Raw genomic sequence first — 14,352 nt, forward strand, 5'->3', positions numbered from 1 at the left:
TAAAAAACGGATCACATGATGCAAAAACTTCTGCCTGGCATTCTTGCCATGGCCGCGACTGTCGTGGCCTCGAATATTCTGGTGCAGTTTCTGTTCGGCCAGTGGCTGACCTGGGGTGCCTTTACCTATCCGCTTGCCTTTCTGGTGACAGACCTGACCAACCGGCTGTATGGCGCACAGGCGGCGCGGCGGGTGGTGTTCACCGGCTTTGCCGTGGGCGTCGCCTGTTCGCTGATCGGCACGCAGATCATGGGCGAGTTTGGCCCGCTGGTGACCTGGCGGATTGCCATCGGTTCTGGTGTGGCGTTTCTCACCGCGCAGCTGCTGGACGTGGCCGTGTTTGACCGCTTTCGCAGCGGGGCCTGGTGGCGCGCGCCGCTGGTGTCGACGCTGATCGGGTCGTCGGTCGATACGGCGCTGTTCTTTTCGATTGCGTTCTCGACCCCGCTTGCCGGGCTGGAACCGGCCAATGATGTATCCTGGGCCAATGAGGTTCTGCCGCTGTTGGGCTTTGGTCCTGTGCTGCCGTTGTGGGTGTCAATGGCCGTTGCCGACTGGGGGGTAAAGCTTTTGCTCGCTTTGGTGGCACTTTTGCCTTTCCGCCTCATTGTCAGAAAATTGAGCGCACCGATTGCGTAAAAGGATTTGACAGGCACAAAATCTGTGTCAGGCTACCCCTATCGGCAACACATTTGAAAGGAGGTGATCCAGTGTCTAGAGTGATATTGGAGAGACGTGTCGGGACAGTCATGGGGGGTGTTTTCTAGGGGCAACCCCTTAGTCAACGAACCTTTGATTGGGACAGGTTACCTAACTGGCCCATCTCCTTGAACTCGGAAAGGGTCGCCGCACACCGGCGATCCTTTCTCGTTTTGACGCCGGTGTGACGGTCTGCGCGGTTGTGAAACTGAGCGCGCAAGGCGTGTAAGCTTTTATCTCGTTGGCGCCTGCGTGCCGCCTCGGATATGCGCGCCGCGCGGGGATATTTTCAGACTGAAAAAGGATCGGGCTTTCGCTGCGGCGGGCCTTTGCTATGGTGCGGGCATGTTGCGGATCACAGATACACTCTCGCTGGCGGACTGGGAGCTGAGCGAAAACTTTACCCGCTCGCAAGGGCCGGGGGGGCAGAATGTCAACAAGGTCGAGACGGCAGTGGAGTTGCGGTTCGAGGCCGAACGCTCGCCGCATCTGTCGGGTCCGGTCAAGGCGCGGCTGAAAAAGCTGGCCGGACGACGCTGGACACTGGACGGAGCGATTCTGATCCGCGCCGAAGAGACGCGCAGCCAGACCCGCAACCGCGAGCTGGCGCGTGAGCGGCTGGTGGAGATGATCAAGGCGGCGCTGGTGGCACCCAAGCGGCGGGTCGCGACGAAACCGACCTATGGCAGCACCCTGCGCCGGTTGAAGGCCAAGGCGGTGCGCGGCGACGTAAAGGCCGGGCGTGGCCGGGTGGAGGGTGAGGATGGCTGAGACGATGCCCGAGTCGATGGATCAGCGGCGGGCGCGGCTGATGGGGCCGAACGTGCCGACCTTCTACCGCACGCCGGTGCATATTGTGCGCGCGCAGGGGGTGTGGCTGTGGGATACGGCAGGCAAGCGCTATCTGGACTGCTACAACAACGTGGCCCATGTCGGGCACTGCCACCCGCGCGTGGTCACGGCGATTGCGCGGCAGGCGGCGGTGCTGAACACCCATACGCGCTATCATCACGATCTGGTGCTGGATTACATCGAGCGGCTGACCGGGCACCTAGGGCACGGGATCAGCCAGGCGATCATGGTCTGCACCGGGTCGGAGGCGAATGATCTGGCCTTGCGCATGGCGCAGGCGGTGACCGGCAAGACCGGCATCATCGCGACCGACAACACCTATCACGGCAATACGGCGGCGGTGAGCCAGCTGTCCACCCGGCGGCCACCGATTGGCGGCCGAGCGCCCAATGTGCGGCTGGTGCCATCGCCAGACACGCTTGCGCCCTTGGGGGGCAGCACGGCGGCGCAGCCTGCGGCCTTTGCGGCGCATGTGGCGCGGGCGATTGACGAGCTGGAGGCGGCGGGGTTTGGCTTTTCCGGGCTGATGCTGTGCCCGGTGTTTGCCAATGAGGGGCTGCCAGCGGTCGGGCCGGGGTTTCTGGACCCGACGGTGGCGGTGGTGCGCAAGGCCGGGGGGCTGCTCCTGTGTGATGAGGTGCAGCCGGGATTTGGCCGGGTGGGCAGCCATTTCTGGGGGCATGACTGGCTGGGCTTTGCGCCCGATGTGGTGACGGTCGGCAAGCCGATGGCGAACGGGCATCCGGTGGCGGCCTGCCTTGCGCGGCCAGAGGTGATGGCGGCGTTTCGCGAGGCGTTTGGTTATTTCAACACCTTTGGCGGCAATCCGGTGTCGGCGGCGGCCTGTCTGGCCACACTGGATGTGATCGAGGACGAGGGGTTGCAGGCGCGGGCGGCCACAACCTCGGCCTATTTGCTGGAGCGGATGCGGGCGCTGCGCCACGCGCGGATTGTGAACGTGCGCGGTGTGGGGATGTTCTTCGGGCTGGAGTTTGGCGGCGACGGGGCAGGGGAGTTTGCCGCTGATCTGGTGGAGGATATGGTGGCGCGCGGGTTTTTGCTGAACCGGATGGGGCGCGGCGGGGCGACACTGAAGATCCGGCCGCCGTTGGTATTTGGTCAGGCAGAGGCGGATCTGCTGGCCGAGGCGCTGCAAGCGGCATTGGACGCCACATGACCGACGCAGACAAAGCGGCAGGTCTTTGGGGCGGCGCCGTCGTTCGCCCGTTGCGGCTGCGCGAAAACGCGGTTTACGAGATTTCGCTGGGTGGGCGGCGCGCGGCGTTGCGGTTGCATCGGCGCGGCTATCAGTCGGCGGAGGCGATCCGGTCAGAGCTGTGGTGGTGTGCCGAATTGGCGCGGCTGGGACTGCCGGTGCCTGCGGCGGTGCCGCTGCCAGAGGGCGGGTTTCTGGCGGAGCTGTCTGGCGGGCGCATGGCCTCGGTTGTGGAGTGGGTCGAAGGGGCTCCGCTGGGCGAGGCCGGGGTGCCGTTGGGCGGGTCGGTCGCGGATCAGGCAAAGCAGCATCACGCGCTGGGGCAGCTGCTGGCGCGGGTGCACAAGGCGACGGATGGGCTAAGTCTTCCCGGCTGGTTCACCCGCCCCCGCTGGGATCATGACGGGCTGGTGGGCGACGCGCCGTTCTGGGGCCGGTTCTGGGAGCATCCGGCATTGACGGTGACAGAGGCAGGAGTGCTGGCCGAGGCACGGGCGTGGCTAGGGGGGCAACTGGCAGATTACCGGGGCGCTGTCGGTTTGATCCATGCCGATGTGCTGCGGGAGAATATTTTTGTGAACGATGGTTCACTATCTTTGATCGACTTTGATGACTCGGGCTTTGGCTACCGGATCTATGATCTGGGCACGGTGCTGTCGCAAAACCTGTATGAGCCGGGCTATGCCGAAATTCGCGCTGCATTGTGCGAGGGCTACGGACTGCGCGATGCCGGGCAGGTTGATGCCTTTACACTGGCGCGCACCCTGGCCTCGGTGGGCTGGGCCGCCCCCCGCCTGCCGCCGGGCGATCCGGTGCATGCCCGCCATATTGCCCGCGCGCTGATGTTTGCCCGTCGCTGTGTGGGGTAGGCGGAATCGGTTGTCAGCCCGATTGTGAACGGATAGTCAGCGCGATTGTGACGCAGGCGCAACGCCGAGGTAACAGGCGCATGACATGACAGATCAGCCGACCCCGCCGATCAACCAGTGGAAAACACTGGACAAGGATCTGCGCCGTATCGTGCAGCTGGAACAGGCGCTGCTCTATGTCAGCCGCCCGATGATCGCGCTGAGTCTGGGCATTCTGTTCATTCTGACCTGTGCTGTTGCAGCGATTATTCTGGCGGGGGGCTCGTCTTCAACCGTCATTCTGGTGACGGCGGCGGCGTTCGGGGCCTATATGGCGCTGAACATCGGGGCCAATGATGTGGCCAACAACATGGGGCCAGCGGTCGGGGCCAATGCGCTGACCATGGGGGGCGCGCTGATCATCGCGGCGGTGTTCGAGACGGCTGGCGCGCTGATTGCCGGGGGCGATGTGGTGTCCACCATCTCGGGCGGGATCGTGTCGCCCGAGGCTGTGGCTGACCCCGACATTTTCATCTGGGCGATGATGTCGTCGCTGCTGGCCGCGGCCTTGTGGCTGAACCTGGCGACCTGGGTCGGCGCGCCGGTGTCGACCACCCATTCGATCGTGGGCGGCGTGATGGGGGCGGGCATCACAGCCGCAGGCTTTGGCGCGGTGAACTGGCCGACGATGGGGCAGATTGCGGCCAGCTGGGTGATCTCGCCGCTGTTGGGGGGGATGATTGCCGCCCTGTTTCTGGCCTTTATCAAGGGTTTCATCAACGATGTGCCGGACAAGATCGGCGCGGCTCGAAAGTGGGTGCCGGTGCTGATCGGCGTGATGGCCGGGGCGTTCTCGGCCTATCTGGCGTTGAAGGGTCTGAAACGGATGATCGACATCAGCCTGACGACCGGCCTTCTGCTGGGGGTGGGCATCGGGGTGCTGACCATCGTTGTGTCGCGGCCCATGGTGCGGCGTCAGTCCGAAGGGCTGGAAAACCGCAAGAAATCGCTCAAGAAGCTGTTCGGAATCCCGCTGGTGGTGTCGGCGGCGCTGCTGTCTTTTGCGCATGGAGCCAATGATGTGGCCAATGCGGTCGGGCCTTTGGCCGCGATTGCCCATGCGGTGCAGGATGGCGGGGCTGGGGGGCAAGTGACGATTCCGCTGTGGGTGATGATCATCGGCGCGGCGGGCATTTCCTTTGGTCTGGTGCTGTTCGGGCCAAAGCTGATCCGCATGGTGGGGGGGGAGATCACCAAGCTGAACCCGATGCGCGCCTATTGCGTGGCACTCTCTGCCGCGATCACGGTGATTGTGGCCAGTGCTCTGGGCCTGCCGGTAAGTTCGACGCATATTGCTGTGGGGGCGGTGTTTGGGGTCGGCTTTTACCGCGAATGGCATGCCGAGCGCAAAGCGCGGCGGCTGGGGATCGAAAAGGGCAAGCCGGTGGCACCCGAGGAACGCGGTCGCCGCAAGCTGGTACGGCGGGCCCATTTCCTGACCATCGGCGCGGCCTGGGTGGTCACGGTGCCGATGGCGGCGGGGATGTCCGCCGTGATCTTTATGGCGCTCAGAGCCCTGTCCTGAGCGGGGGGTGTCTCAGACAACCACATCCATCGCCGCCTGTTCTCCCACCTGAAACACCCGCTTGTAGCGGACAATTTCATCGGCCGGACCCATCGCCTTGTTCGGGTTGTCCGACAGTTTGACCGTGGGCCTGCCATTGGCGGCAATCGCCTTGCAGACCACGCTGAACGGGGCCAGCCCGTCATTCGGGGCAAGGCCGCGGAAGTCGTTGGTCAGCATGGTGCCCCATCCGAACGACACCTTGACCCGGCCCGCAAACTGGGTGTGCAGCTCTGCGATCTTGTCAACATCCAGCCCGTCGGAAAAGATCACCAGCTTTTCGCGCGGGTCTTCGCCGCGCGCCCGCCACCAGCGGATCGCGGTTTCCGCCCCGGTCGCCGGATCGCCCGAGTCGATGCGGATGCCGGTCCATTTCGCCAGCCATTCCGGCGCCCGGGCAAGGAAGCCTTCGGTGCCGTAGGTGTCGGGCAGCATGATGCGCAGGTTGCCGTCATGCTCTTCGTGCCAGTCGGCCAGCACCTGATAGGGCGCCTGCGCCAGTTCGGCATCGGAATTGGCCAGGGCGGAATAGACCATCGGCAATTCATGCGCATTGGTGCCGATTGCCTCGACCTCGCGGCGCATGGCGATCAGGCAGTTCGAGGTGCCGATGAACTTGCCCTCCATCCCTTCGCTCAGCGCCTGCACCGCCCAGTCCTGCCACAGAAAGGAATGCCGGCGGCGGGTGCCGAAATCGGCCAGCTTCAGCCCGTCGATCTGGCGCAGTTTTTCAATCTTTTCCCACAGCTTGGTCATGGCGCGGGCATAAAGCACCTGCAGCTCGAACCGGCCCATGGTCCGCAGCACCGCGCGCGAGCGCAGCTCCATCAGCACGGCCAGAGCGGGAATTTCCCACATCATGACCTCGGGCCATTTGCCCTCGAACGTCAGCTCATACTGGCCGTCGTGCTTTTCCAGATGATAGGGCGGCAGTTGCAGCCCCTCGAACCATTCCATGAAATCGGGGCGGAACATCTGGCGTTTGCCGTAGAATGTGTTGCCGCGCAGAAACGTGCTTTCGCCGCGCGACAGGCGCAGGGTGCGGATGTGATCCAGCTGCTCGCGCAATTCGCCTTCGTCGATCAACTCGGCCAGACGGATGCTTTTGGTGCGGTTGATCAGGCTGAAGGTGACGGTGGTGTCGGGTTTGTTGCGAAACACCGACTGACACATCAGCAATTTGTAAAAATCAGTGTCCAGAAGCGAGCGGACAATCGTGTCAACCTTCCACTTGTGATTGTAGACACGGGTTGCAATATCGACCATCGGCGGCTCCTGCGCGGCGTTTGGGCCGTTAAATCAACTGCGCAGGGCGCTGTCCAGTTCTGTCGGCGCTGATCAGCCCTGCAGCCGGATGCCTGCCGCGGTCATTCTGGCCTGCATGGCGGCAAGGCTGCCATCCATGTCGATGGCGCGGCTCAGGTCCAGCCGCACGGTCACCTCATAGCCCAGCCGGGCCGCATCCAGCGCGGAATAGGCCACGCAATAATCGGTCGCCAGTCCCGCCAACACCAGTGTCGCGATGCCCCGGTCGCGCAGATAGCCGTCCAGCCCGGTCTGCGTGCTGTGGTCATTCTCGAAAAACGCGGAATAGCTGTCGATGGCGGGGCGAAAGCCCTTGCGCAGGATCAGATCGGCGCGGGACGTGTCAAGCGCGGGGTGAAACGCGGCCCCGGCGCTGCCCTGCACGCAATGGGTCGGCCACAGCACCTGTGGGCCATAGGGCATCTGGGTCAGGCTGAACGGCGCGGCACCGGGATGGTTGGCGGCAAACGACGCGTGGCCCTGCGGGTGCCAGTCCTGCGTCAGCACCACCGCGCCGAACTCTGCCATCAGCGCGTTGAGGCCGGGCACAATCGTATCGCCATCCGTCACAGCCAGCGCCCCACCGGGGCAGAAATCAGTCTGCACGTCGATCACGATCAGGGCGTCGGTTGCTGGGCGCATGGGGGCCTCCGGTTTGCGGTCGCCTCAGTGGTAGGGATTGACCGCGCGCTGTCAATCGCCCGTGGCCGCAGCGGCATCCTGACGCTTGATCCGGGCCCGGGCTTGTCTTATGCCGCGCAGATGCTGACCATTGCCGCGCTCTATCATTTCACCCGCTTTCCCGATCCGGCCGCCCTGCGCGGGCCGCTTGCGGATCTGTGCGCCGCGCAAGGCGTGCGAGGCTCGCTCCTGCTGGCGCAGGAGGGGATCAACGGCACCATTGCCGGATCGCGGACCGGGATTGACGCCGTGCTTGCCCATATCCGCGCGCTGCCGGGGTGTGCCGATCTGGAGTGGAAGGAAAGCCACGCCGAGACGATGCCCTTTGGCCGCATGAAGGTGCGGCTGAAGCGTGAGATCGTGACCATGGGCGTGCCGGATGTGGACCCGAAGGCGCGGGTTGGCCACTATGTCACGGCGGCGGACTGGAACGATCTGATCCGCCAGCCCGATGTGGCGGTGATCGACACCCGCAATGATTACGAGGTGGCCATCGGCACCTTTGAAGGCGCCGTGGACCCGGCCACCGCCAGTTTCCGCGAGTTCCCGAAGTGGTGGGAGGAAAACCGCGACCGCTTTCACAACAAGCGGATCGCGATGTTCTGCACCGGCGGCATCCGCTGCGAAAAATCGACCAATTACCTGATCTCGCAAGGGGTGGAAGAGGTGTTCCACCTCAAGGGCGGCATCCTGAAATACCTCGAAGAGGTGCCGGCAGAGCAAAGCCTGTGGCAGGGCGAATGCTATGTGTTCGATTCCCGCGTCTCGGTCGGCCATGGTCTGATCCCGGGCCAGAACGAAAGCTGCGGCGCCTGCCGCCGCCCGGTCACGCCAGAAGGGCGGGCGCATCCGGCCTATGAAAAGGGCGTCTGCTGCGCCGCCTGCGTCGATGAATACGCGCCCGAAGACCGGGCCCGCTTCCGCGAACGCCAGCATCAGATGGAGCTTGCCGCAGCGCGGGGCGACGTGCATCTGGGCGGCTGAATTGCTGCTTTGGAAATACTCCGGGGGGTGAGGGGGGCAGCGCCCCCCTGCGACCTCAGCCTGGGGAAACACACTTTGCCGGTCAGCCCCCCCCCGGTCAGGCCCCCCCGGTCAGCCCCCGCCGATCAGCACACCCGCCGCAAAGACCAGCGCCCCGCCCAGAACCACCTGCATCGCGGCACGCAGGAACGGGGTTTCCATGAACTTGTTCTGAATCCACGCAATCGCCCACAGCTCGACAAAGACCACGATCATCGCAACAGAGGTCGCGGTCCAGAACTCGGGGATCAGATAGGGCAGGGCGTGGCCCATCCCGCCGATGGTGGTCATCACGCCTGACGCAACGCCCCGCTTCCACGGGCTGCCGCGACCCGACAGCACGCCATCGTCATGCGCGGCTTCGGTAAAGCCCATCGAGATGCCCGCGCCGACGCTGGCAGCGGTGCCGACCAGAAAGGTGGTCCAGGTGTCCTGGGTGGCGAAGGCGGTGGCAAAGATCGGCGCAAGGGTGGAGACCGAGCCATCCATCAGCCCGGCCAGCCCCGGCTGCACCCAGGTGAGGATGAACTGGCGCTTGGCGGCGCGGTTTTCCTGATCCGCAGAGTCGGGGTCAACATGTTCGGCAGTCAGGCCTTCGGCCCGGGTCTTGTGCCCCGCCTCGGCCGCTGCCAGATCGCCCAGCAGTTTGCGGGTTCCGGCGTCGGCACTGGCCTGTGCGGCGCGCAGATAGAACGCTTCGGCCTGCTTTTCCATCGCCTCTGCTTCGGCGCGGATGGTGTCGAGCGACAGGTTTTCCACCAGCCAGACCGGGCGGCGTGCGTAGAATCCCGCGACATGCTCGCGGCGCAGCAGCGGGATCACCTCACCAAAGCGCGCGCGGTGCAGGTCGATCAGGCGGCGGCGGTGGTCGTCTTCCTCGACCGCCATGCCGTCAAAGACCTTTGCGGTGGCCCCGTAGGCGCTGCGCAGGCGTTCGGCATAGCTGCGGTAGATGCGGGCATCATCCTCTTCGGATGAAATCGCGAGAGCGAGCACCTCTTGTTCGGACAGATCCGAGAAGCGGCGGCGTTGGGTGAGGGCTGAGAGCATAAGGAATCTCTTTTTGGAATGATTCTAAGGTAATCTTGCTGGCATGAAATGCAACGTCCAAATATGAACTTTATAGTTCATTTAACTCTTGAATTAAGAAACCGATCAGTTCATATAATCTGAACCGAAAAGTTCACTTTCAGGAGTCAGCCATGCGTTCCGTTCTCTTCGCCCTCGCCCTGTCGTTGTCTGCCGCGCCTGCCTTTGCCTTTGGCGTGGTGGTCGATCTTCCCACCCTGAGCTGGCCACAGGACGACCAGACCAGCAGCTCGACCAAGGGGTGTGAGGCCGCGCCATCAACCACAACCGCCGTCTGCAAGTGATCTGACCCGATGGGCGGCTTGCCGTTGCGCGCCGACCTGACCTATGGTCGGGAAAACGGGGGGGCTATGGCCGAAGTCACGGAACAGGGGGTGCGCCGGGGGCGCAAATTTGATCAGGTGCTGGAAGGCGCCCGCACGATCTTTTTGCGCGACGGGTTTGACGGTGCCTCGGTCGATGATATCGCCCGCGAGGCCGGGGTCAGCAAGGCGACGCTTTACGCCTATTTCCCTGATAAGCAGCTGTTATTCCGGGAAATCTGCGCAAAGGAATGTCTGCGACAGACTCAGGAAGCCGAGGCAGAGATTGATCCGTCGATGACGGCCGAGGCGATGCTGACCCTGGCCGGAGAGCGGATCGCCGGGTTCATCATGTCGGATTTCGGGCAGAACGCCTGTCGGCTGATTATTGGCGAAGGCGCGCGCTTTCCCGAACTCGCGCGCGATTTTTACCGCAACGGGCCGGGGCTGGTCCATGACCGGCTGGTCCATCACCTGCACCTGCTGGTTCAGGCAGGGGCGTTGCAGATCGACGATCTGGATCTGGCGGCAGAGCAGTTCATCCAGCTGTGCAAGGCATCCCTGCTGGAAAAACTCATGTTCCGCATGGATCATCAGGTGAATGACGACCGGGTGAGGCGGTCAGTACATGGCGCGGTCGAGATGTTCATGGCGCGCTATCGGGCGCCGCCAAAGGCTTAGCCATTCTCGCGCAGGATCGCCCCGGCCAGATAGAGCGAGCCGCAGATCAGGACGCGGGCAGTTGGCTCTGTGGCGGTGATGGCCATCAGCGCCTCAGCGACCGAGGCGGCTGCTGTCGCGGGCAGGTTGGCCGAGAGTGCGGCGTCGCGGGTGGCTTCTGCTGGCAGCGTGTTTTTTTCGCCCGGAATAGAGACCGCATAGAGCCTTGTGGCGTGGGCGGCCAGCGGGCGCATGTAGCCGGTCACGTCCTTGGTGTTCAGCATGCCGCAGATCAGGAAGGTCGGGCGCTTGGGCATCCGGGCGAGGGTGGCGGCGATCGCCTCTCCCCCCGCCGGGTTGTGGCCACCGTCGAGCCAAAGCTCGACCTGCGAGGCGCTGTCTGCCAGCGGGCCATGGCGCAGGCGCTGCATGCGGGCGGGCCATTGGGCACGGGTGACGGCGGCCTCGCACGCGGCCTCGTCCCGGCCAAGCGCGCGCAGGGCGGCGATGGCGGCTCCGGCGTTCTGCACCTGATGCGGGCCGGGCAGGTTGGGCAGCGGCAGGTCCAGCAGGCCGGACTCGTCCTGAAAGATCAGCCGGTTACGGTCTTCGCTCACATGCCAGTGCTGGCCATAGGCGAAGACCGGCGCGCCCATGCGGGCGGCCCGCGCTTCGATTACCGCCAGCCCGTCGGGGCTTTGCGGGCCGACGATCACCGGCACCCCGCGTTTGATGATGCCCGCCTTTTCGCCTGCGATTTCCGGCAGGGTCTCGCCCAGATATTGCTGATGGTCGATGCTGACCGGGGTGATGATGGTCAGGCGCGGGCTGTCCACCACATTTGTCGCATCCAGCCGCCCGCCAAGACCCACCTCCAGCAGCGTGAAATCCGCCGGGGTGCGGGCGAAGGCCAGCAGGGCAGCAGCGGTGGTGATTTCAAAAAAAGTGATGGAGTCCGGGCCGTTGGCCTGCACGCATTCATCCAGCAGCGCGGTCAGCGCCGGTTCGCTGATCAGATCACCCGCCAGCCGGATCCGCTCGTGAAACCGCGCCAGATGCGGCGAGGTATAGGCGTGGACCGTCGCCCCCGATGCCTCCAGCCCGGCGCGGATCATCGCTTGCGTGCTGCCCTTGCCGTTGGTGCCGGCGATGTGGATCACCGGGGGCAGATGGCGTTCGGGGTTGCCAAGGGCGGCGAGCAGGCGGTGCATGCGGTCCAGCGTCAGGTCGATGACCTTGGGGTGCAAGGTCATCATCCGGTCAAGGATCGCGTCGGAACCGGTGGTCAAGATCAGCCTGCGGCGGGGGCCGGGGGCACCGGCGTGGGTTCGGGTACCGGAGTTGGGGCGGGCAAATCGCCTTTGATAGCAGGGGGTTGGCCGGTCAGCATGCGCAGGATCGTGATCAGCTCATCGCGCATCTGCTTGCGGTGCGTCACCCGGTCAAGCATGCCGTGGTCCAGCAGGTACTCGGCGCGCTGGAAGCCTTCGGGCAGCTTTTCGCGGATGGTTTGCTCGATTACCCGCGGTCCGGCAAAACAGATCAGCGCGTTGGGTTCGGAAATATGCACATCGCCCAGCATGGCATAGGATGCGGTGACGCCGCCCGTTGTGGGGTGGGTCAGCACCACGACGTAAGGCAGACGCGCCTCTTTAAGCATTTGAACTGCAACGGTTGTTCGCGGCATCTGCATCAGCGACAGGATGCCTTCCTGCATGCGGGCACCGCCTGCGGCGGAGAACAGGATGAGGGGGCGTTTGAGCTTTACCGCGCGTTCGGCGGCGGCCAGGATGGCGTTGCCGACATACATGCCCATGGATCCGGCCATGAAGCTGAAATCCTGCGCCACGGCCACCACCGGCGTGCGGCCCATCTCGCCCTCGGCGACCAGCATCGCCTCTTTCTCGCCCGTCGTCTTTTGTGCGGCTTTCAGGCGGTCGGGGTATTTCTTTTGGTCCTTGAAGTGCAGCGGGTCGACCACCACCTCCGGCACCTTCACCTCGGTAAAAATACCTGTGTCAAACAAGGACTTGAACCGATCCCGCGGGCTGATCGCCATATGGTGATCGCAGTTGGAGCAGACGTTGAGATTTTCCGCCAGCTCACGGTGGAACAGCATCGTTCCGCACTCAGAGCACTTCGTCCACAGGTTTTCGGGCACTTCCCGGCGCGAGAAGAGCGAGTTGATTTTCGGGCGGACGTAGTTCGAAATCCAGTTCATGCGGGCGGGCCTTTCGGGTGCCGGTCTTTGCATTCAGATAGAGCGCCGGGGCGGGATTTGCAATCGGCAGCGGCGTAGGGATCGCGTCTGGCGGGGGTATGGTCGGCGTATGGCTTGCGTCATGACGTGTGCGCGCAGGGCTTTTGGGCCGTCAGGGCAGGGTGAAGGCGCTTTCGGACAGGCGCAGGATCAGGTTGGGATCGGGGCAGATGGCTTGCCAGACATCCCACAGGCTGCTGTGGCCGACGCCGTAAAAATTGCCAGCCCTCTGGTCCAGCATATCGGTCATGATCTGGAAATGGACATGCGGCGCCCAGCCGCCGTTTTCGTGCCAGTCGCCAAGATCGGCGATGTGCTGACCCGCTGTGACCTCTGCGCCCGGGCGCAGCAGCGCGGGCAGCGTGCCCGCCAGATGGCCGTAGAGGGTGTAGAACGGTGTGGCTTCGGCCCGATGTTCCAGAATCAGCGTGTGGCCATAATCCAGCGGGTCGGCGTTGTAGGTCAGGTGCAGGACGCGGCCCGGCAGGGGGGCGTAAAGCGGGGTTCCTGCGGGGGCGAACACGTCGATGCCGAGGTGCCGGGTGCGACGCTCCGGACTGATGGCATCGGCGAATTGGGCGGTGCGGTAGACCGAACGATCCTCGCCATAGGTGCCGATGCCGTAGGGGACGTTTTGGGCTTTGAGCCATGCATCAAAGGCGCGGTCGGAAAAGGCGGGCATGCCCGGGTGTTCGCCATTGGTCAGCAAGGCAAGCGTGCGGCTGCTGGCGACATCGGGGCGGAACAGGGATTCGGGTTTCAGGGATTGCAGGTGGGCGATGATGTGGGGGGCGGTGGCGATTTCGGATTGGCCAAGGCCCGCGCGCAGGATGGCGCGCAGCAGGCCCTGATCGGCGGCGCGCAGGCGCGCGGCCACTGGGGCCGGGCTGGCGGCGATCAGGGCGGGCAGGTCTTCCGGGGCGGCTTTGCTGGCGCGCAGGGCGGCGTAGAGGTCGGGCTGGTCGGGAAGCGGTTGCATGGCGGCCCTAGAGGTAGCGGGTGAAGACATAGACCGCGCCGAACAGCACGGGCTGGTGGATCAGGTAAATCGCAAGGCTGTGTTTGCCGGGCCACAGCGCCGCGCGGCCGACGGGGCCGGGTTGCCAGCGGCGCAGGGTTTCCCACGCCCCGGCGCGGGTCATCAGCTTTGCGGTGGCGAGCCCCAGAAGGACCGGGCAGAGCCAGGGCAGCAGCGGCTCATAGTCCATCATCGGCGGGATCTCGGTGGAGAGGCCAAGCCAGATCCAATGCGGGGCGTTGAAGAGGTCAGAGCGCCCCAGATGCGGCGCGGCGAAGGCGGCGGCGGCAGCGGCGACTGTGAGGATCACCGGAGCGCGGAGGAAGGCCAGCCCGATCAGGCTGCCCGCCGCGATCGCATGCAGGATGCCCCAGCGGATGAACTGCGCGCCCATGGTGTAATAGGTGGCGATGGTCACGAGGGCGGCGGCACCGGCCACCATGGCAAAGCGTTTCCAGAACGCAGTCCAGCGGATGCCGTGGCCGTGGGCGAGCCAGAGCGAGACGCCCGCCAGAAACAGGAAGGTGGAGGCAATGGCGCGGGCGATCAGCGGCCACGGGCCCTGAAAGACATAGCCGGGGGACAGATGGCCAAAGAGCATCAGATCAAAGGTGAAGTGATACCCCGCCATCGCCAGCAGGGCGAGGGTGCGGGCAAGGTCGATGGCATGGATGCGCTGTGGGGTCATGGGGCGGCACAGTAGCCAAATGGGCGGCGGAGGGAAGGGGCGGTGTGGGGGGGCACCATGATGGCAAATGGAAATGCCAGTGGCCGA

Annotated in this window: 15 protein-coding genes; 8 read left to right on the forward strand and 7 right to left on the reverse strand. The window is 64.5% G+C overall.

What is annotated here, in order from left to right; translation table 11 throughout:
* Positions 1–15: 15 nt before the first annotated feature.
* The 5 genes from J2X53_RS00180 (at position 16) to J2X53_RS00200 (ending at position 5,200) form a co-directional block, all read left to right on the forward strand.
* On the forward strand, positions 16–639 hold the full coding sequence (locus J2X53_RS00180) for a queuosine precursor transporter (protein ID WP_349035480.1): 624 nt from the start codon (positions 16–18) through the stop codon (positions 637–639).
* Positions 640–1,044: 405 nt separating this feature from the next.
* Positions 1,045–1,470, forward strand: a complete 426-nt coding sequence (gene arfB / locus J2X53_RS00185) for an alternative ribosome rescue aminoacyl-tRNA hydrolase ArfB (RefSeq protein WP_349035481.1) — start codon at positions 1,045–1,047, stop codon at positions 1,468–1,470.
* On the forward strand, positions 1,463–2,728 hold the full coding sequence (locus tag J2X53_RS00190; RefSeq protein WP_349035482.1) for an aminotransferase class III-fold pyridoxal phosphate-dependent enzyme: 1,266 nt from the start codon (positions 1,463–1,465) through the stop codon (positions 2,726–2,728). The genes arfB and J2X53_RS00190 overlap by 8 nt, the downstream gene beginning before the upstream one ends.
* Positions 2,725–3,636, forward strand: a complete 912-nt coding sequence (locus J2X53_RS00195; RefSeq protein WP_349035483.1) for a phosphotransferase — start codon at positions 2,725–2,727, stop codon at positions 3,634–3,636. The genes J2X53_RS00190 and J2X53_RS00195 overlap by 4 nt, the downstream gene beginning before the upstream one ends.
* Before the next feature lie 85 nt (positions 3,637–3,721).
* On the forward strand, positions 3,722–5,200 hold the full coding sequence (locus J2X53_RS00200; RefSeq protein WP_349035484.1) for an inorganic phosphate transporter: 1,479 nt from the start codon (positions 3,722–3,724) through the stop codon (positions 5,198–5,200).
* 12 nt (positions 5,201–5,212) lie between these two features.
* Here the strand turns inward: J2X53_RS00200 and pncB are convergent, their stop codons facing one another.
* Together pncB and pncA are read right to left on the reverse strand one after the other, a co-directional pair.
* Complete coding sequence (pncB, locus tag J2X53_RS00205) at positions 5,213–6,505, reverse strand: nicotinate phosphoribosyltransferase (RefSeq protein WP_349035485.1); 1,293 nt, start codon at positions 6,503–6,505, stop codon at positions 5,213–5,215.
* Positions 6,506–6,577: 72 nt separating this feature from the next.
* Positions 6,578–7,186, reverse strand: a complete 609-nt coding sequence (gene pncA, locus J2X53_RS00210; RefSeq protein ID WP_349035486.1) for a bifunctional nicotinamidase/pyrazinamidase — start codon at positions 7,184–7,186, stop codon at positions 6,578–6,580.
* A gap of 120 nt (positions 7,187–7,306) precedes the next feature.
* Here pncA and J2X53_RS00215 point away from each other — a divergent pair, with 120 nt between their 5' ends.
* Complete coding sequence (locus tag J2X53_RS00215; RefSeq protein ID WP_349036261.1) at positions 7,307–8,209, forward strand: rhodanese-related sulfurtransferase; 903 nt, start codon at positions 7,307–7,309, stop codon at positions 8,207–8,209.
* Between the two features lie 111 nt (positions 8,210–8,320).
* Here the strand turns inward: J2X53_RS00215 and mbfA are convergent, their stop codons facing one another.
* Entirely contained in the window at positions 8,321–9,298 is a 978-nt protein-coding gene (gene mbfA, locus J2X53_RS00220; protein ID WP_349035487.1) for an iron exporter MbfA, read from the reverse strand.
* Between the two features lie 152 nt (positions 9,299–9,450).
* On the opposite strand from mbfA, the gene J2X53_RS00225 reads away from it, so the two are divergent.
* Together J2X53_RS00225 and J2X53_RS00230 are read left to right on the forward strand one after the other, a co-directional pair.
* Positions 9,451–9,621: a hypothetical protein gene (locus J2X53_RS00225; RefSeq protein WP_349035488.1), complete on the forward strand. Its 171-nt coding sequence runs from the start codon at positions 9,451–9,453 to the stop codon at positions 9,619–9,621.
* A gap of 66 nt (positions 9,622–9,687) precedes the next feature.
* Positions 9,688–10,320, forward strand: coding sequence for a TetR/AcrR family transcriptional regulator (locus tag J2X53_RS00230; RefSeq protein ID WP_349036262.1), 633 nt, complete (start codon positions 9,688–9,690; stop codon positions 10,318–10,320).
* Here J2X53_RS00230 and J2X53_RS00235 read toward each other — a convergent pair.
* The 4 genes from J2X53_RS00235 to J2X53_RS00250 all read right to left on the reverse strand — a co-directional run bounded on the left by J2X53_RS00235 (position 10,317) and on the right by J2X53_RS00250 (position 14,265).
* On the reverse strand, positions 10,317–11,555 hold the full coding sequence (locus J2X53_RS00235) for a folylpolyglutamate synthase/dihydrofolate synthase family protein (RefSeq protein ID WP_349036263.1): 1,239 nt from the start codon (positions 11,553–11,555) through the stop codon (positions 10,317–10,319). The two genes, J2X53_RS00230 and J2X53_RS00235, sit on opposite strands and share 4 nt — an antisense overlap.
* A gap of 35 nt (positions 11,556–11,590) precedes the next feature.
* Positions 11,591–12,520, reverse strand: coding sequence for an acetyl-CoA carboxylase, carboxyltransferase subunit beta (accD, locus tag J2X53_RS00240; RefSeq protein ID WP_349035489.1), 930 nt, complete (start codon positions 12,518–12,520; stop codon positions 11,591–11,593).
* 151 nt (positions 12,521–12,671) lie between these two features.
* Positions 12,672–13,538, reverse strand: coding sequence for a peptidoglycan DD-metalloendopeptidase family protein (locus tag J2X53_RS00245; RefSeq protein WP_349035490.1), 867 nt, complete (start codon positions 13,536–13,538; stop codon positions 12,672–12,674).
* A gap of 7 nt (positions 13,539–13,545) precedes the next feature.
* A complete protein-coding gene (locus J2X53_RS00250; RefSeq protein ID WP_349035491.1) occupies positions 13,546–14,265 on the reverse strand; it encodes a heparan-alpha-glucosaminide N-acetyltransferase in 720 nt (239 codons plus the stop codon).
* Between the last annotated feature and the right edge of the window lie 87 nt (positions 14,266–14,352).

The sequence above is a fragment of the Pseudotabrizicola sp. 4114 genome (genome assembly GCF_031457365.1).
Classification (GTDB): Bacteria; Pseudomonadota; Alphaproteobacteria; order Rhodobacterales; family Rhodobacteraceae; genus Pseudotabrizicola.